At 43.6% G+C, this 17,009-nt stretch carries 15 protein-coding genes; 8 read left to right on the top strand and 7 right to left on the bottom strand.

Features of this window, described 5'->3' with window-relative positions:
* Nucleotides 1-38: 38 nt before the first annotated feature.
* Nucleotides 39-2,168 (bottom strand): carboxy terminal-processing peptidase, encoded by a 2,130-nt coding sequence (locus tag BT112_RS18410; RefSeq protein WP_072318937.1) that lies wholly within the window; start codon nucleotides 2,166-2,168, stop codon nucleotides 39-41.
* A gap of 388 nt (nucleotides 2,169-2,556) precedes the next feature.
* Between BT112_RS18410 and surE the strand changes: the two genes are divergently transcribed.
* The 5 genes from surE to BT112_RS18385 all read left to right on the top strand — a co-directional run bounded on the left by surE (nucleotide 2,557) and on the right by BT112_RS18385 (nucleotide 7,487).
* Nucleotides 2,557-3,333, top strand: a complete 777-nt coding sequence (gene surE / locus BT112_RS18405; protein ID WP_072318936.1) for a 5'/3'-nucleotidase SurE — start codon at nucleotides 2,557-2,559, stop codon at nucleotides 3,331-3,333.
* Nucleotides 3,326-3,607: a hypothetical protein gene (locus tag BT112_RS18400; RefSeq protein WP_072318935.1), complete on the top strand. Its 282-nt coding sequence runs from the start codon at nucleotides 3,326-3,328 to the stop codon at nucleotides 3,605-3,607. The genes surE and BT112_RS18400 overlap by 8 nt, the downstream gene beginning before the upstream one ends.
* A gap of 46 nt (nucleotides 3,608-3,653) precedes the next feature.
* Nucleotides 3,654-4,775: a lipid-A-disaccharide synthase gene (gene lpxB, locus BT112_RS18395; protein ID WP_072318934.1), complete on the top strand. Its 1,122-nt coding sequence runs from the start codon at nucleotides 3,654-3,656 to the stop codon at nucleotides 4,773-4,775.
* 66 nt (nucleotides 4,776-4,841) lie between these two features.
* Nucleotides 4,842-5,408, top strand: a complete 567-nt coding sequence (locus BT112_RS18390) for a C40 family peptidase (protein ID WP_072318933.1) — start codon at nucleotides 4,842-4,844, stop codon at nucleotides 5,406-5,408.
* Nucleotides 5,409-5,450: 42 nt separating this feature from the next.
* Nucleotides 5,451-7,487, top strand: coding sequence for a ComEC/Rec2 family competence protein (locus BT112_RS18385; protein WP_072318932.1), 2,037 nt, complete (start codon nucleotides 5,451-5,453; stop codon nucleotides 7,485-7,487).
* A gap of 9 nt (nucleotides 7,488-7,496) precedes the next feature.
* Here the strand turns inward: BT112_RS18385 and BT112_RS18380 are convergent, their stop codons facing one another.
* On the bottom strand, nucleotides 7,497-8,870 hold the full coding sequence (locus tag BT112_RS18380) for a peptide MFS transporter (RefSeq protein ID WP_072318931.1): 1,374 nt from the start codon (nucleotides 8,868-8,870) through the stop codon (nucleotides 7,497-7,499).
* Nucleotides 8,871-8,890: 20 nt separating this feature from the next.
* On the bottom strand, nucleotides 8,891-11,056 hold the full coding sequence (locus tag BT112_RS18375) for a S9 family peptidase (protein WP_072318930.1): 2,166 nt from the start codon (nucleotides 11,054-11,056) through the stop codon (nucleotides 8,891-8,893).
* Nucleotides 11,057-11,295: 239 nt separating this feature from the next.
* Between BT112_RS18375 and BT112_RS18370 the strand changes: the two genes are divergently transcribed.
* Both BT112_RS18370 and BT112_RS18365 read left to right on the top strand, forming a co-directional pair.
* Nucleotides 11,296-12,615 carry a hydroxymethylglutaryl-CoA reductase, degradative gene (locus tag BT112_RS18370; RefSeq protein ID WP_072318975.1) on the top strand — a complete coding sequence of 440 codons (1,320 nt, stop codon included), beginning with the start codon at nucleotides 11,296-11,298 and terminating at the stop codon, nucleotides 12,613-12,615.
* Nucleotides 12,616-12,651: 36 nt separating this feature from the next.
* Nucleotides 12,652-13,581, top strand: a complete 930-nt coding sequence (locus BT112_RS18365) for a GYDIA family GHMP kinase (RefSeq protein ID WP_072318929.1) — start codon at nucleotides 12,652-12,654, stop codon at nucleotides 13,579-13,581.
* 25 nt (nucleotides 13,582-13,606) lie between these two features.
* On the opposite strand, the gene BT112_RS18360 is transcribed toward BT112_RS18365, so the two are convergent.
* The 3 genes from BT112_RS18360 to BT112_RS18350 form a co-directional block, all read right to left on the bottom strand.
* Nucleotides 13,607-13,759 (bottom strand): SsrA-binding protein, encoded by a 153-nt coding sequence (locus BT112_RS18360; RefSeq protein ID WP_072318928.1) that lies wholly within the window; start codon nucleotides 13,757-13,759, stop codon nucleotides 13,607-13,609.
* Between the two features lie 66 nt (nucleotides 13,760-13,825).
* Nucleotides 13,826-15,148: a M56 family metallopeptidase gene (locus BT112_RS18355; RefSeq protein ID WP_072318927.1), complete on the bottom strand. Its 1,323-nt coding sequence runs from the start codon at nucleotides 15,146-15,148 to the stop codon at nucleotides 13,826-13,828.
* On the bottom strand, nucleotides 15,148-15,507 hold the full coding sequence (locus BT112_RS18350) for a BlaI/MecI/CopY family transcriptional regulator (RefSeq protein WP_072318926.1): 360 nt from the start codon (nucleotides 15,505-15,507) through the stop codon (nucleotides 15,148-15,150). The genes BT112_RS18355 and BT112_RS18350 overlap by 1 nt, the downstream gene beginning before the upstream one ends.
* Nucleotides 15,508-15,777: 270 nt before the next feature.
* Here BT112_RS18350 and BT112_RS18345 point away from each other — a divergent pair, with 270 nt between their 5' ends.
* Nucleotides 15,778-16,674, top strand: coding sequence for an IS982 family transposase (locus BT112_RS18345; RefSeq protein WP_175545823.1), 897 nt, complete (start codon nucleotides 15,778-15,780; stop codon nucleotides 16,672-16,674).
* A gap of 104 nt (nucleotides 16,675-16,778) precedes the next feature.
* Here the strand turns inward: BT112_RS18345 and BT112_RS18340 are convergent.
* The coding region (locus tag BT112_RS18340; RefSeq protein ID WP_072318925.1) for a transposase at nucleotides 16,779-17,009 on the bottom strand (231 nt) is incomplete at its 5' end.

Here is a 17,009-nt window from a genome sequence, read left to right as displayed (position 1 = left end):
TTTTAAATTATAATTTATGAATAGCGCAGACTATCCGGTCAGTCCCGGATATTAGCCACTCTTTTCTTCACATGACCGGCCTGAAGATCTTCCAATACATTAAGCGCCTCTTCTACATAGACATCCTTAGCCAGATTTTCATGCCAGCGTTTGCGCTTGTCACGCAATACGGTATCTTTTGCCATAAGGGTTTCTTCATAAGGAAGTGACCGGAAAGACAGAGTGGTTTTATAATCGGACAACGCATCAAATCGTTTGGCAACCTCTTCATCCTTATCTATCGCTTTTCTATATGCCTCATAGTTTAGCGGGTACTTGCTTTCATCCTGCTTTTTCTTCACCCATCTGGCATTCTCATCGATCAGGGAAAGCTGCTCGCTTTTACCCATTCTTTCCTTACTTCTTTTTACGGCATAATCATAATTCAGGGGCCCGTCCCAGGTTTTATAATCGGCCGGGTCTATTTTATCCCATGGCAACGGGTTTTCCTGATCTTTCTCTCCGATGTCTATATAACTGTACCTATCGGGAACCGTAATATCACTCTTTACGCCTTCGAGCTGGGTGGAACCACCGTTAATACGGTAAAATTTTTGTGTTGTGATCTTCAGTGCCCCTACATCGCCAAAATCATTTTTTTGTCCGAGAAACTGATTGAGGTCCACTACATTCTGAACGGTTCCTTTTCCGTAAGTTTGCTTACTTCCTATAATTACCGCTCTTTTATAGTCCTGCATGGCAGCCGCAAGTATTTCGGATGCCGAAGCGGACAATTCGTTCACGAGGATAACCAAGGGGCCATCCCACTGCACGCGTTTATCCGTATCGGAAAGCACTTCTTTTCGTTTTCCGGAAGACTTCACCTGTACAACAGGACCTTCTTCGATAAAGAAACCTGCCATATCCACTACGGTCTTGAGCGAACCTCCCCCGTTTCCGCGAAGGTCGAGAATAAGTCCTTCCATTCCCTTTTCCTTGAGTCTTTCGATCTCTTTCTCTACGTCCGAAGCAGCATTTCTGTCATCGTAATTATCAAAATCGATATAAAACTTAGGCAGGTTAATAATCCCGAAAGTCCTTCCGTCTTTCTCTACCGTAGATGATTTTGCATAAGACTCCTCAAGCTCTACGACATCACGTACAATGGAAACCGTCTCTGTCGTACCGTCAACCCTTTTCAGCGTAAGCTTCACTTCCGATCCTTTAGGTCCCTTTATAAGTTTTACGGCATCGTCAAGACGCATTCCGATAACATCTACGGGTTCCTCATTTCCCTGAGCTACGCGAAGGATTTCATCGCCCACTTCCACTTCATTGCCACGCCACGCCGGCCCTCCGGAAATGATCTCAACAATCTTTATCCTGTCATTTTTTCGTTGCAACCTGGCTCCTATCCCTTCGAATTTTCCGGACATACTGGTATCAAATCGATCTTTTTCTTCCGGTCCGAAATAATAGGTATGCGGGTCGAATTCGGTTACGATCGCGTTGAGGTACATCACAAACCAGTCTTTACGCTCCAGGTCATCAACGAGATCATAAAACTCATCCTGCATTTTTTTGGTAGATTCCCGGGCTTCCTCCTCCAGGTCCTTTTCAGATTTCTCCTGGTATTCCGCATCTTCCTTTTTCTTATTCTCTTCGTCCTCCAGTCTGGTCACATAGCCGGAGAGCGTAGAAAACTTAAGATATTTTCTCCATCTGTCTTTCAGTTCTTTCCGGGAAGAAGCAAAAGACAGGTTGTCATAATCCATGTCTATCTCTTCATCTGCAGAAAAATCAAAAGGTTTTTCCAGTATTTCCTTATAAATCTCTTTCCCCTCTTCCATACGCTTTACCAGACGTTGCTGAACAAGATCGAAAAAAGTGATATCGGAATCCCGGATCTGGTCGTCTATTTGGTCGCGATATACTTCAAACTCTTCGATATCCGATTTCAGGAAATAGCGTTTGGAAGGGTCCAGCATGGAAATATACTGGTCGAATACTTTTTCGGAAAAGGCATCATCCATGGCTTTCGGATCGTAATGCCCCTTTTCCAGTACGTAGGAAATAAGTTGAATAAGAAGTTTATCCTTATCGGGGTTGTCAAATGTTTTATTCGTAAAACTACAGGAAGCCACGGATATAAGCAGTGCCGCCAGTACATACACAAAGTTTCTTTTCATCTGTCTACTTTTTTTTTGAATCCCGGAACGCAAAATCAAACCGCATATACGGGGAAGTTCTCCATAGCTATCTTTTTCTTTTTCAGAAAACCTGCCTGCCCTTTTGCAGAAACGAACGAAAATACCGCATCGTTTGCTCCGGTTATTTTTTTGGAACCTCTAAATTACTGAAAAAACCATGCCAGTTAGCTACAATGATACTAATTTTTTGTTAAACGGTTAACGCATTTCCATTATCCGTACGGTATACACGCAAATTACCGGGGCGTGTACAAAGGGGCATTAATAAAAAAATGAGAAAAGCGGAAAGAAAAAAGTAAAGTCCGGTTTAAAAATAGACCTGAGGATAAATGCTTATTTTAGCAACGTAATATAATCGTAAAGCGCTATGAAAAAAAGACCTCTCATACTGGTTACCAATGACGATGGCATCGCCGCACCGGGTATCAGGGCCCTGATCGAGGTCATGAAGACCATAGGGGATGTTATCGTTGTAGCTCCCGACAGCCCGCAATCCGGCAAAGGACATGCCGTAACCATCGACGCCACGCTTTTTTGCAATAAGATCAATATAGACGATCAGGTTGCGGAAGAATACAGTTGCTCCGGCACCCCGGTCGATTGTGTTAAACTCGCCGTTAACGAGCTCCTTCGCAAAAAACCGGATATCTGTGTAAGCGGTATTAATCACGGTTCCAATTCTTCCGTTAATGTCATCTATTCAGGCACCATGAGTGCTGCCGTAGAAGCCGGTATCGAAGGTATCCCGGCCATAGGTTTTTCGCTGTGCGACTACTCCTGGGATGCCGATTTCGAATCGATCAAAGACCAGGTACGGACCATTACCCTCAGCGCATTGAAAAATGGTATGCCCAAAGGTGTCGTGCTCAACGTGAATTTCCCCAAGATCAGTAAGGAAGCTGTCAGGGGAATTAAAATATGCCGCCAGGCCAACGCAAGATGGGTCGAAGAATTTGATAAAAGGACCAATCCGCAGGGAAGGGAATATTATTGGCTCACCGGAAAGTTTATCAGTGAAGACAAAGGAGAGGACACGGACGAATGGGCTCTGGCCAACGGCTATATTTCTGTGGTTCCGGTACAGTTTGACCTGACTGCTCATCATGCCATACAAACCTTAAATACATGGAGCCTTAATGATTAAAAAAGAAATAGCTATAGGATTTGCCGTAGGAATCATTGCCAACACCTTCGGCTCTTTATTATACATTCTTATCTTTTCGGGAGCGGGCATCGCAGAGACCCTGAACGATGCATTCCATGCAGGCCATTTCGGAAGTATCCTTGCATTGGGTGCATTGCTCAACCTGATTGCTTTTTTCGGATTCCTGAGAATAGGACGTGATCACCGTGCCAAAGGGGTTTTACTGGCCACTGTGCTCACTGCGGTAATAACGCTTATTTATAAAATATTCTGAGTCCGGCTTATGGATCCGGTCGGTCACATTACAAAAGATTAATCGTATGAAATATTACATCATTGCCGGGGAAGCTTCGGGAGACCTTCATGCTTCCAACCTGATGAAAGCGCTGAAAGCCGAAGACCGGGATGCCAATTTCCGCTTCTGGGGCGGTGATCTTATGCAAGCCGCTGGCGGGACTCTGGTGAAACACTACAAAGACCTGGCTTTTATGGGCTTTGCAGAAGTACTGATGAATATCCGTACCATCTTTAAAAATATTTCCTTCTGCAAAAAGGATATTACCGCCTACGCCCCCGATGTCATTATCTTTGTAGATTATCCGGGCTTTAATATGCGGATCGCACAATGGGCCAGAAAAGAGGGATATCGTACTCATTATTACATCTCTCCCCAGTTATGGGCCTGGAAAGAGAACAGGATCAAAGCTATCAAAAGGGATATCGACGAAATGTATGTCATCCTTCCTTTCGAAAAAGACTTTTATGAGAAGAAGCACTTTTATCCTGTGCATTTTGTCGGGCATCCCCTGATCGATGCCATCTCTCAATACCCCAGAACAGACGAAACCGCCTTCCGGCAGGCTCATCTTCTCGATCCCCAAAAGCCTATTATAGCCCTCTTGCCAGGAAGCAGGAAGCAGGAAATCCGAAAAATGCTCTCCGTTATGCTTGAGATGCCAAAACTCTTCCCCGAATACCAATTTGTGATTGCCGGAGCTCCGGGGCAGGACGAGGAATTTTACCACCCCTTTATCAAAGATTCCAACATCAGCCTTATACCTAATAAGACATACGGATTACTAAGTGTTTCTACTGCTGCGCTGGTTACCAGCGGAACCGCCACACTTGAAACCGCTTTATTAAAGGTCCCGGAAATTGTGTGCTATAAGGGCAACTGGATCTCCTATCAGATCGCGAAAAGAATCATTACACTAAAATTTATTTCCCTGGTCAATCTTGTCATGGACAAAGAAGTTGTTACCGAGCTCATACAGGACAATCTCAACGGAAAAAGACTGCATGAAGAACTCCAGAAAATACTGGAAGGTAAAAAGCGCAAACAGATATTCCACGACTATCACGACCTTGAGAAAAAGCTGGGAGGACGGGGAGCGAGCAAAAAAACCGCTAAGCTGATCTTTTCTGTATTGAAAAGTCGTTAGTTTAACACCTGCCGCAAAAGAAAAAAACACTTTTTTTATTATTTTAGCCCAAACAGTTTTAAGCGTATGCGGAAAATTTCTTTTTTTATTTGTCTGCTTTTATTTTTTTGCGCCTGTAAATCCAAAAAATCGATCCCGGAAACACCCAGGTCTGTCAGTATTGAAGGCACTTCAACGGACAGGACCGTTACCGTGGAAGCATGGCCGGGCAGCGAAAACGAATCTGCCGGAAACTCCCGTCACAAACACGGGTCTAAAGCCAGTCAGATTATCAATACCGCAATTTCTTTTAACGGTACCCGTTATAAATTCGGTGGTACGACGAATAAGGGAATGGATTGTTCCGGATTGGTATTTGTTTCGTTCCAGGAGCACGATGTTACGCTCGAAAGGGCTTCTTATATGATGGCCACCCAGGGAGAAGAAATTAAACTTAAAGAAGTACAAAAAGGCGATCTTCTCTTTTTCAAAACGGGCAGAAAAAACAGGATAAATCATGTCGGACTCGTAGTTGATAAAAAGGGGAAGGATATCCGTTTTATTCATTCTACTACATCCAGAGGCGTCCTGATCTCTTCCCTAAGTGAAGGCTACTGGAATCATGCCTTTACCGAAGCCCGGCGCGTATTGTAATACGCTTGCTTTACATTAGCGCATGTTTTCGTATATTTAAACATGCAATTACTGAATTCCCAGATATTTAGATTGCTCTTGTTTTTATCAGCCGGTATATGGGTTGGTTTTTATACTTCCCCTTCACCCCCGGTTGTTTATGGTATACTGACCTTATTATTTGTAGTACTCGGACTGCTTTATTACAGGTTATCCGGACCGGTTTTCTCTCACGGTATCACTTTCGGACTCATAGCCTGGTGTTTCACTTTTGTACTTGGAGTACTCATCAGCTGTAGCCGCAAACCGGAATTCACCGCTGATCATTACACACATTTTACAAAGGAAAAGCCCATGATGTACTTTACCCCTGTAAGTGTGCTAAAACCGGGAGACCGGTACTTTCGATATATTGTCCGAATAAAAAGTGTCAACGGACGTAAAACTTCCGGAAAAGCCTTGCTTTACCTGTACCGGGACAGTACGACGGCCGGGTTGTCTATGGAAAAACAATACGGGGTACGTTCCGATCTTCATACTATTAATCCCTCCCGTAACCCTCACGAATTCGACTATTCCGATTATCTCAAAAAACAATATGTCTACCAGAGTTTTAACGTTATTCCCGGAGACCTCCATATATTCCCGGGAAGTGAAAACGGCATACATGCCCACGCAGAAAGATTACGTCAGCATATAACTGCTTCCCTGAAAAAACACGACCTGGCACCCGGGACATTCTCGATGATCCAGGCATTGCTGCTTGGCCAAAGACAATATATCCCCGAAGACCTTTACAGAGATTATACGGACGCAGGGGCTATCCATATTCTGGCTATATCAGGGCTGCACATCGGGATTATTATGATGATGTTATATATTTTATTCCGTCCTCTTCTGCGTTTCAGGCACGGAAATCTCATCAGCTTTTTTCTGACAGCAGGTATATTGTGGTGCTTTGCATTTCTTACCGGGATGTCCGCATCCGTAACCCGTGCTGTTTGTATGTTCTCTTTTATTGCACTTGGTCTTCAGCTTCGGCGTACCACAAATATTAACGACGTACTCCTGGCTTCCATGTTTTTCCTGCTCCTTCTGCAACCCGGGTTTCTCTTTGACATAGGATTCCAGTTCAGTTATCTGGCTGTTTTTGCCATTGTTAAACTCCAACCTGTATTTTACAACTGGTGGAGACCACGATGGCGGTTTACGGATGCAGTATGGAAACTCACTACAGTATCCCTTGCAGCACAGGCAGGTGTACTGCCGTTAAGCCTTTACTATTTTCACCAGTTCCCCGGTCTTTTCCTGCTTTCCAACCTTTTTATCATTCCCCTTCTGGGATTGATTCTCGGAGGAGGAATATTTATTATTATACTCGCTCTCCTTGACATTTTGCCTTCGTTTTTACTGGATAGTTATACCTGGGGGATTTCCGGCATGAACCTGCTGATATCGGGAATAGCCCGGCAGGAACTGTTTATTTTCCGGAACATCCCGTTCCACCCCGTACTGCTTATCATATCTTACGGCTTCCTCATCGCATCCTTTTCATATCTCCGCAACAGGTCTTACCGAAAACTTTACCCGGTATTGATCCTCGTTTTATGTATGCAGGGATTTTTTTTCTACCAAAGCTACCGGGCATCCCGGAAAGATCATTGGATTGTTTTACACAAAAACAGGGAGACCCGTATCCTCAGGCATTATGGCAAACACCTGGTTATTCATTCCTCAGACACTACGGCAAACGCCTTGCAGGATCGTATGCTCACAGATTATATCATGCATGAGGGCATCAGAAAGACAGAAATACAGCCTGTGCACTCGGTATATGACATCTACGGAAGTTACCTAATGCATATCGTGTCCGAAAACGCACCGCTGATTGAACAGCCCAGGATAGACTACTTACTTCTGAGCAATTCCCCTACCATTAACCTGGAAAGGTTTATACAGGCATATCGCCCTAAGGTAGTCATAGCCGACGGAAGCAACTATGCATCCCTGGTAATGCAATGGCGCCTGACCTGTGCAAAAGAAAAACTCCCTTTTCACAACACTTATGAAAAGGGAGCCTATATTTTTAGTCCGGAATAGACAAATGTGCTATGCCTCACCCATATCTGCTACTACAGCTCCTTCTCCGTCCTCTGCACCATGTGTCAGTCTTTTCAGGGGCTTCAGGAGCAACAATACCACAATACCGATAAGCGTCCATATCACGGCAATCCCGGTAAATACTTCGAAATCGCCAAGAGACTGAGCCAATACCCCGAGTTTACTCGCTGCATAATTTCCAAAACCGGTCGCTGCCCAGTACAACCCCATGATCAGGGATGCGTATTTAAGCGGTGCCAGCTTTGTTATAAATGACAGGGAAACCGGTGATGCACATAATTCGCCTATAGTATGAAAAAGATAGGCAAGGATCAACCAATACATCGCAGAAGATCCGGTAGCGTTATATTCGGCAGCAGCAGCACTCATAAAGCTAAACCCGAGTGCCATAACAATAATACCTATAGCCATTTTAAACAACGAAGAAGATTCTTTACCCTTACGTCTCCATTTCAGCCAGAACGTTCCGACTACGGTTGCAAGTGTAATGATAAAGAACGAGTTTACGGACTGGAATACGGAAGCCGGGATAACCCCTAATCCGAAGAAGTCCCTGTCGGTCTTTTGTTTGGCATAAAGATTCATCAAGCCTCCTGCCTGTTCAAAAGCAGCCCAGAAAAGTATGATCAGCAGAAAAGAGAGCAGTAAGACCTTCACCCTGTCTTTTTCTATTGCTGTCAGCGGTTTTTCCAGGATTGCCCTGTCTTTTTCGTTCTTTACGGATATAAGATCTCCAACGCCTTTCAGGTATTTCTGTCCCCATATATAGACAATCTGTCCCAGAAACATTCCTATAGCCGCAAGGCCGAAACCGTAGTGCCAGTTTATCTTTTCCCCGATATATCCACAAATGATAGGAGCTGTGAAGCCACCTATATTGATTCCCATGTAAAAAATATAAAACCCGAGGTCTCTCCGCTCATCTTTCGGTTTGTACAATCCTCCTACCATGGAAGAAATATTGGGCTTCAGGCATCCTACACCGAGTATGATAAACAGACATCCCATATAAAAAGACAACTCCGAGTTCAGAGCCAGTACCGTATGCCCTATACACAATAGGGCACCACCCAGCATTACGGTTTTCTTCTGCCCTAATACCCTATCGGCCAGCCAGCCGCCGGGTATTGAAGAAACATATACCAGCATGGTGTACCAGCCATAAAGAGAAAGAGCTTCTGTTTCTGTCCATCCGAAACCGGGATTTCGTGCAGTAGTCTCTGCAACCAGGAACAGGGTAAACAATGCCCGCATACCATAGTAACTGAAACGTTCCCACATTTCCGTAAAAAATAAGATGTACAATCCTGCCGGATGGCCGAACAGTTCGCGTTCATGTGCTGGTCTGGATATCATTGCCATATCAATGTATAATTATGTTTCTATAGATTTTCTTTAATAAAGTTTGTCATTTTGGTATACAGATGAAGCCTGGTATTACCTCCGTAAATACCGTGATTTTTATCGGGATAAATAGCCCAGTCAAACTGTTTGTTGGCCTGTACAAGAGCTTCGATCATACGCATGGTATTTTGTACATGCACATTATCATCTGCAGTACCATGTACCAGCAGGTAGGCTCCCTTGAGCTTATCTACGTGATTGATCGGGGAATTATCGTCGTAGCCGGAAGCATTTTCCTGTGGGGTACGCATATACCGCTCGGTATAGATCGTATCGTAAAACCTCCAGTTGGTTACCGGAGCTACTGCAATGGCCATTTTAAACACATCGTTCCCTTTAAGAATACAATTGGAGGACATAAAACCTCCATAGCTCCATCCCCAGATCCCGATACGGTCCGCATCGATATACGGCTCTTCTCCAAGTTGCCGGGCTACCGCTATCTGGTCTTCTACTTCATATTTTCCGAGCTCCTGATACGTCATCTTTTTAAAATCTGCCCCCTTAAATCCTGTTCCGCGTCCGTCCACGCAGGCCACGATATACCCTTGTTCGGCAAGCATCTGGTACCAGTAATCATTGGCACCTCCCCAGCGATTGGCTACCTGCTGAGAACCGGGACCACTGTATTGAAACATAAAAAGCGGATACTCTTTATCGGGATCAAAACCGGATGGTTTTATCATCCACATATTAAGGTCGTATCCATTGATATGAATCGTGGAGAACTCTTTTTGCGAAAGCTTGTATCCGCCGAGTTTTTCCAACAGTGCGTCGTTATTTACAATCTCTTTCAGCTCCTTACCTTTCTGCGCATCGTTGAGTGTATAACGCGGTGGTACGGAAGCACTGGAATACGCATTAATGAAGTAACTGAAATCCGAACTGAACGTTGCGCTATTCGTCCCTTCTGCTACGGATAGCCGTTGTTTCTTTTTTCCGTTGAGTTTCACAGCATACACATCGCGGTTGATCGATCCGTTTTCTACGGACTGATAAAAAATTCTTCCTGTTTTACTGTCATACCCGTAATAGGTCGTTACTTCCCAGGGGCCACGGGTAACCTGCCTGATCAGCTTTCCGTTTTTTCCGTAGTGATAAATATGGTTATACCCGTCCTGTTCGCTGGTCCAGATAAAACTGTTGTCATCAAGAAAAGTAAGGTTGTCGGTAATATCGATATACGCTTTGTCTTCTTCGTGAAGCACCACCTCTGCTTTGGCCTCATCGACATGATAAAAAAACAGCTCCAGGTTATTCTGGTGACGATTAAGCACCTGTGCGCTGAGAATATCCGGATCATTCGTCCATTTGATCCGGGGAATATAATAGGCGTTCTTCAGACCTACCTGTTGCGAATTCCCGCTTTCGAGATCATAGACAAAAAGGGAAACTTCTGCATTGGATTCTCCAGCCTTGGGATACTTGAATTCCTGTTGTACCGGATATAAAGCATTACCATATACATCCATGGAAAATTCGGGCACTTTACTTTCGTCAAACCGGATGTAGGCCAGATGAGTTCCGTCCGCATTCCATTCGAAAGCCCGTACGAAAGCAAATTCTTCTTCATAAACCCAGTCGGTCACCCCGTTGATGATCTTATTTTTTTCCCCGTCATCCGTAATCTGACTGGTTTCTCCACTCATGAGATCCTTGATATAGATATTGTTATTAAAAACAAAAGCCACTTTTTTACCGTCCGGGGAAAAAGTGGGCTCCTGAATTTTATGATCGGCTATTTTTTGTGTTTTCTTCTCCTGAATATCATACATGTAATATATTCCCAATCTGGAATGACGATATACCGATTCCACATCGGTTGCCAGCAACACCTTCGATTCATCATCGCTGAACTCATAGGACGTAAAGTATGCTATTCCGTCCAGATTCTCCGTAGAGACAATGGTTTCTACTTTTTCGAGCGTATTGTAATCGTATTTATCTACGGATATGACCCGCGATTTGCGGTCCATATTGAGAATGGAATACTGTTTTCCGTTTTTCATGGAGTGAAGCACATCCATACCTTCGGTACCGAATGCCCCTCCCCATATTTCTTCTAAAGTTATCTGACGCTCCTGTGCAGCGAGTGAAGTTGTTAATCCGGCAAGCACAATAGATAAGATGAAATATTTTTTCATTAAGGTTCAGGTTATTATAAACAGGTAAAAAAATCTGCCAATTATACTATTTTTTTTGCGAAAATATAAACTTTTTCAGTTAAACTGTGACATTTCACGGTTTTTCGTTCTGCATGACGTTATATTAACACGTAAAATACCCGGATTTCTTTTAGTATCTTTACCGCCGGATCCGGTTGCAGCCGGCAACGCGGGCGTATCCGAAAAAGGTATCCGGCATTATAATTTTCTCAGAAATGATGAAGCAACCTGTAGAAGGGTTTTCCAAACTCACCAAAAATCAGAAAATAGAATGGCTTGCCCAAGCATATTTTAGCGATCCCGGCAAAGCCGTATCCATTTTTAAAACCTACTGGAATGATGACGAGAAGCTCCAGAAACTTCATGACGAATTTATAGAAAATACGATCACCAATTATTACCTGCCCCTGGGCGTGGCACCCAACTTCCTTATCAACGAACAGTTGTACACTATTCCTATGGCTATCGAAGAAAGTTCTGTGGTAGCCGCTGCAGGGAAAGCCGCAAAATTCTGGTTGAAAAGGGGCGGATTTCACGCAGAAGTGGTCAATACCGAAAAAATAGGACAGGTACACTTTATATACAAAGGCGACAAGGAACGGCTCCGGCAGTATTTCGAGCATATAAAACCGGCGTTGTTCTCCGAAACGGAAACTATTACGGAGAATATGAAGAAAAGGGGGGGGGGGATCATCGCTATCGAACTCCGTGACAAGACTGCTGCACTGGAAGACTATTACCAGTTGCACTGTACCTTTAACACCCTCGATGCCATGGGAGCGAATTTTATCAACTCCTGTCTGGAACAATTTGCCCGCACCCTGCAACAAGGAGCGCAGGAATATGAAGCTTTTGAAACTGAAGAGAAAAAGATCAGGATCGTGATGAGTATCCTGTCCAACTACGTCCCTGACTGCCTTGTAAGAGCATCCGTGTCCTGTAAGGTAGAGGAACTTAATGAAGATCAAATGCCCCCTGAAGAATTTGCCGATAAATTTGTCCGGGCGGTAGACATTGCAAGAATAGAACCTTATCGTGCTGTAACACACAACAAAGGGATTATGAACGGTATCGATGCTGTAGTGCTGGCTACAGGAAACGACTTCAGGGCTGTTGAGGCAGGGGTACATGCTTATGCTGCAAGAAACGGCCGGTATAGCAGTCTGACCAGTGCATCGATAGAAAACGGCATATTCCGGTTTGAGATCGAGATCCCCCTGGCCCTTGGTACGGTAGGAGGGTTGACAAGCCTGCATCCGCTCGTACAGCTATCCCTAGAAATGCTCGGTAACCCGTCTGCTCCCGAGCTTATGCAAATCGTTGCTGTTGCCGGACTCGCGCAGAACTTCGGGGCTATACGATCGTTGGTGACCACAGGAATACAGAAAGGCCACATGAAAATGCACCTTCTGAATATCCTCAATCAGCTTCAGGCTACCGACGAGGAAAAAGCTTTTTTTGTCACCTATTTCAAAGATAAGACAGCTACGCACCGTTCAGTAATCGAAGCATTTCACAAATTAAGGGAGAATGCCTGATCCGGCCTCCGACAAAAGACCATAAGATTTTTCTACGTGGAAAAGCATTTTTACAGTAACGGAAAATTGTTGCTAACCGGCGAATATGTCGTTCTGGACGGCGCCTTGTGCCTGGCCGTCCCTACCGCTTACGGACAATCTTTGACCTTGAGCCAGGGAACAGAAGGCAAACTTTCCTGGATCAGTAAAGATGTGAACGGGAACCACTGGTTTTCTCATACCTTCGACATCGAAACCGACATTCTCAATACAGGTCCGGATGCCGCCCGAAACGAAGATGTTATTCAGAGATTAGCAGGACTGCTATGGACAGCAAACACCATGAATCCCGATTTCCTGACCGACAAAAAAGGTGTTACGGTAATTACGGAGCTCGGGTTCCCGAGAAACTGGGGCCTGGGCACTTCCTCCACCCTGGTCAGTAATATTGCAGCATGGGCCCATATCGACGCGTTTGAACTGCTTCGGCGTACATTTTCGGGAAGCGGTTATGACATTGCATGTGCCCGCCACCACACACCTATTCTCTACGATATAAAACAGGAAAAACCGACAATTACCCCGGTGACTTTTGCTCCTGCCTTCCGGAAAAACCTCTATTTCGTACATCTCAATCAGAAACAAAACAGCAGGTCGGGGATTGAACGGTACAGAAGCCGTGAAAAAGATAAGCAGAAAACGATTGTCACAATTTCCGGGCTTACCCAAGAAATTCTCCGCAGTAGTACATTGGAGGATTTTGAATCCCTGATCACACATCACGAAGAGATCATAGCTTCTCTTATAGAACTTCCCACAGTGCGGGAACGATTATTTCCGGACTATCCCGGAGCTATCAAAAGCCTGGGGGCATGGGGCGGCGATTTTGTCATGGTGACGGCTAAGACAGATCCTGGCGCCTATTTCCACGCGAAAGGATATCACACTATCATCCCATATTCCGAAATGGTACGCCCTGTGTATTGATGAATAATCCGGCAAAGACCAGGACCTAACCCAAAGCATTTTTAGTCACATAGGCACGCCATCCGATAATGGCCAGCTGCCATTTACTGGCTTTCGCTATATTCAGTTTTCGTTTGCTGAAGGATGGCAGTATTGCTTTATTTAGTTTTGCCAGAAGCTTAAAAAACTCTTTTTTCATAATTACAAGATACTAAAAAAACCGCAGTACTGCGGTTTTTATATCTGGTATATACTTAAGGGCGTATTATTCCCGGTTTACCGAAATCTCTATCACACCATCTGCCCCCCTGCTTCCGTATTTTTTTAATGCGGATTCGCCTTTCAGTACATTTACAGCTTCTATCGACGACTCCGGGATGGAGTTTATATCGAAATCACGACCTTTTACACGTCCGTTTACCACAATAAGCGGTCTTTCTTCACCAGCCCCAGGCGTGCTTTTCTTACGGATACGGACATCTCCTTTGCCTTTGCCTTTCACTCCCACTACGCCACTATACGATTTGGTATAGACTTCAATCACCCCGTTTTCCCCTCTTTCCCCATAGGCTGCTATGGCGTGCTCATCTTTAATGATATTGATGGCCCGGATACTATCGGGCTGAATATCTTTCAGGCGTCCTCCTTCGCTGATCTCTCCGTTTATAATAAGGAGGACATTATCGGGAATATTTTCTGTGGTAATACCTACCGATTTTTGGGCAACTACGGTCTCGGTATTGACAATAAACATAAATGCGGCCAGTGCGGGAATTATAATCCCGTATTTCCACCATGCACTTTCTTTGGAATCTTTGGTCTGTAACATAACTACTCGTTTTTTGATCGATGAATTAAAAAATGTATTGGTCAATGTCATATATTTCTGATATGCCCCGGTCTGCCGGAGCAGTAACAGCTGATAATTGCGCTTATCACCCTTCCCCGATCCCGCTGCCTGACGGTCTGCAAGATATTCCAGATTAACCACCATAGCTTTTTTATAAAGCCATACCATGGGGTTAAACCATTGTAACACGGTAAAAAGGTGTATCAAAAGGATATCAAGTGAATGTTGTTGCCTGATATGTGCTTTTTCGTGCGCGAGAATGATATTCAGCTCTTCCGGGCTGTTGTACATATCCGGGTTGTAAACCAGAAAATTGAAAAAGGAAAACGGGCTTGTCTCTTCACCGGTCTTTATAAGAATTACACCATCTTTCTTACTCTTTTCTCCCGACGCCAGGAATCTTCTCAACGAATATAACTGTACGGCAAACCGGAACAGAAAGAAAACAACACCAGTGATATATACCTGGAAAATTATACCCGACCAAAACGCTGTCCCATCCTTTTCAAGAGAAACTCCTTCCACAGGACTGCCGGCTATCCCGGAAAATACCGGAGATGACTCCACAACCTTCGTGATCACGAACAGGGGTAAAATTCCCGAAACTATAATCCCCGACAGAAGAAACAGCCTGTTGCCCCGGAACAAAGTTTCCCGGTGTAAAAACAAGCGGTAAACAATGTAAAAGAGCAGGAGTAGCCCGGCACTTTTAATGAGATATATTAAAAAAAATTCCATTATCGTTTCTCTTCCAGTTGTTTCACAATCTCCTTGAGTTCTTCTACACTGATCTTGTCTTCCTCTGCAAAAAAGGACACCAATCCTTTATATGAGTTGTTGAAATAATCGGTTATCGCATTATGTATAAATCGTTTCCTGTATTCCTCTTTAGCCACAACCGGATAGTACTGGTGTGTATTTCCATAGGTTGTATGCCCCACATATCCCTTATCCTCAAGATTTCGGATCATCGTAGACAATGTATTGTAATGGGGTTTATCTTCTCCGAACTGTGCAAGAATATCTTTTACAAAAGCCCGCTCCAGTCTCCAGAGCATTTTCATGACCTCCTCTTCTTTATTGGTTAGTTTCTGCATAATGCTATCTCATTTTTAAGCTGAAAACAAATATAAACTATTTTTTTAGTTACACAACTATAAAAATAGTTAAACAACTAAAAATAACGTTTTACAGTTTTTATAAATTGTTTTAAGCAAAAAAAATGAGGCCGTCTAAAAAGTTTTAGGCGGTCTTTTTATATTTAACGTGAGTTCGATGTAAGAAATAAGTAATTTATCAACATAAAAAAGCAGAAATTCAGTATATTTAAGTGATTTAAATTCAAATATTTAACTGAAAATCTGCTTATGATTTCTAAGGATAAAATTACTGAAATTTTTTGTGTTGTTGACGATTTTTGCAAAGAAATGAACCTCATAATCGACAAAAATACAATTGTCCAAACCACTGGCAAGAAAAAACGTAACCGTAAATCCAGATTGTCTGATAGTGAAGTAATCACTATCATGATATTGTTCCATTTAAAAGGATACCGTTGCCTGAAACATTTTTATATCAACCATGTCACCCAGCACATGAAAGACGATTTCCCGGAAACCGTTTCTTATAACCGCTTCGTGGAACTACAAAAGAAATGTGTGCTTCCAATGACCATCTTTTTACAGACTTGCTGTTTGGGCAAGTGTTCCGGTATTTCCTTTCTTGATTCTACCGTGCTGAAAGCCTGTCATTACAAACGGGAGAAGCAGAACAAGGTGTTCAAGGGGACAGCAGCCAAAGGCAGGGGTACCATGGGGTGGTTCTTCGGGTTCAAACTCCATATTGTGATCAATGAGCGGGGTGAGATTATCGATTTCCTTATTACACAGGGCAATGTCGACGATAGGCAGCCATTAAAGGACAAGACCTTCCATGACAAGGTTTTCGGTAAGATATTCGCAGACAGGGGCTATATAGGAAAAGATCTTTTTGAAAAACTGTTTGTGGATGGCATACACTTGGTCAAAAAAATTAAGAAGAACATGAAAAACGCACTTGTACATGTATATGACAAGATATTGCTTCGAAAAAGGGCAGTCGTGGAGAGCGTCAACGATATCCTGAAAAACCAATGCCAAATCGAACACACAAGACATCGAAGCTTCGATAACTTCATTACAAACTTAGTCTCGGGGTTAATTGCCTATTCTTTTTACCCTACTAAACCAAATATTAATATCCATAACTTCCAAAGAATTCAGTAATCCTTATATCGAACTCACGTTATTTAGGCTATTTTCTTGCTTTCAACCTACAAGGAGCAAGAGTTGCGTGTTAAAAAGTTAATGAGTTAATAGAAGTTGTGGGATTACGCCCTTAACCCAACCTTTTTAAGATTGTGTGCCATAGCCACAAGCCCTATTTCGGTTTCCACTTTATCCAGTCCTCTGAGCATAAAGCGCTTGAAGCCCATATTCTGCTTTATATTCCCAAAGACAGCCTCCACCTCCCAGCACCTCCTTTTTCGGTGGGCAATGCCCTGTTCTGAGAGCAACAGTGCTTTGGCCTTGGCCTTTAACCGTATTAGCTCATGGTTTCT

Origin of the sequence: Sinomicrobium oceani, from assembly GCF_900119185.1 — a bacterium.
GTDB classification, from domain to species: Bacteria; Bacteroidota; Bacteroidia; order Flavobacteriales; family Flavobacteriaceae; genus Sinomicrobium; species Sinomicrobium oceani.
Note: the sequence above shows the minus strand (reverse complement) of the source record. Positions and strands in the feature narration are given on the sequence as shown.

Coding starts and splice junctions, on each gene's coding strand:
- BT112_RS18410 (WP_072318937.1), bottom strand. CDS start 2,168: ATGAAAAGAAACTTTGTGTATGTACTGGCGGCACTGCTTATATCCGTG.
- surE (WP_072318936.1), top strand. CDS start 2,557: ATGAAAAAAAGACCTCTCATACTGGTTACCAATGACGATGGCATCGCC.
- BT112_RS18400 (WP_072318935.1), top strand. CDS start 3,326: ATGATTAAAAAAGAAATAGCTATAGGATTTGCCGTAGGAATCATTGCC.
- lpxB (WP_072318934.1), top strand. CDS start 3,654: ATGAAATATTACATCATTGCCGGGGAAGCTTCGGGAGACCTTCATGCT.
- BT112_RS18390 (WP_072318933.1), top strand. CDS start 4,842: ATGCGGAAAATTTCTTTTTTTATTTGTCTGCTTTTATTTTTTTGCGCC.
- BT112_RS18385 (WP_072318932.1), top strand. CDS start 5,451: ATGCAATTACTGAATTCCCAGATATTTAGATTGCTCTTGTTTTTATCA.
- BT112_RS18380 (WP_072318931.1), bottom strand. CDS start 8,870: ATGGCAATGATATCCAGACCAGCACATGAACGCGAACTGTTCGGCCAT.
- BT112_RS18375 (WP_072318930.1), bottom strand. CDS start 11,056: ATGAAAAAATATTTCATCTTATCTATTGTGCTTGCCGGATTAACAACT.
- BT112_RS18370 (WP_072318975.1), top strand. CDS start 11,296: ATGAAGCAACCTGTAGAAGGGTTTTCCAAACTCACCAAAAATCAGAAA.
- BT112_RS18360 (WP_072318928.1), bottom strand. CDS start 13,759: ATGAAAAAAGAGTTTTTTAAGCTTCTGGCAAAACTAAATAAAGCAATA.
- BT112_RS18355 (WP_072318927.1), bottom strand. CDS start 15,148: ATGGAATTTTTTTTAATATATCTCATTAAAAGTGCCGGGCTACTCCTG.
- BT112_RS18350 (WP_072318926.1), bottom strand. CDS start 15,507: ATGCAGAAACTAACCAATAAAGAAGAGGAGGTCATGAAAATGCTCTGG.
- BT112_RS18345 (WP_175545823.1), top strand. CDS start 15,778: ATGATTTCTAAGGATAAAATTACTGAAATTTTTTGTGTTGTTGACGAT.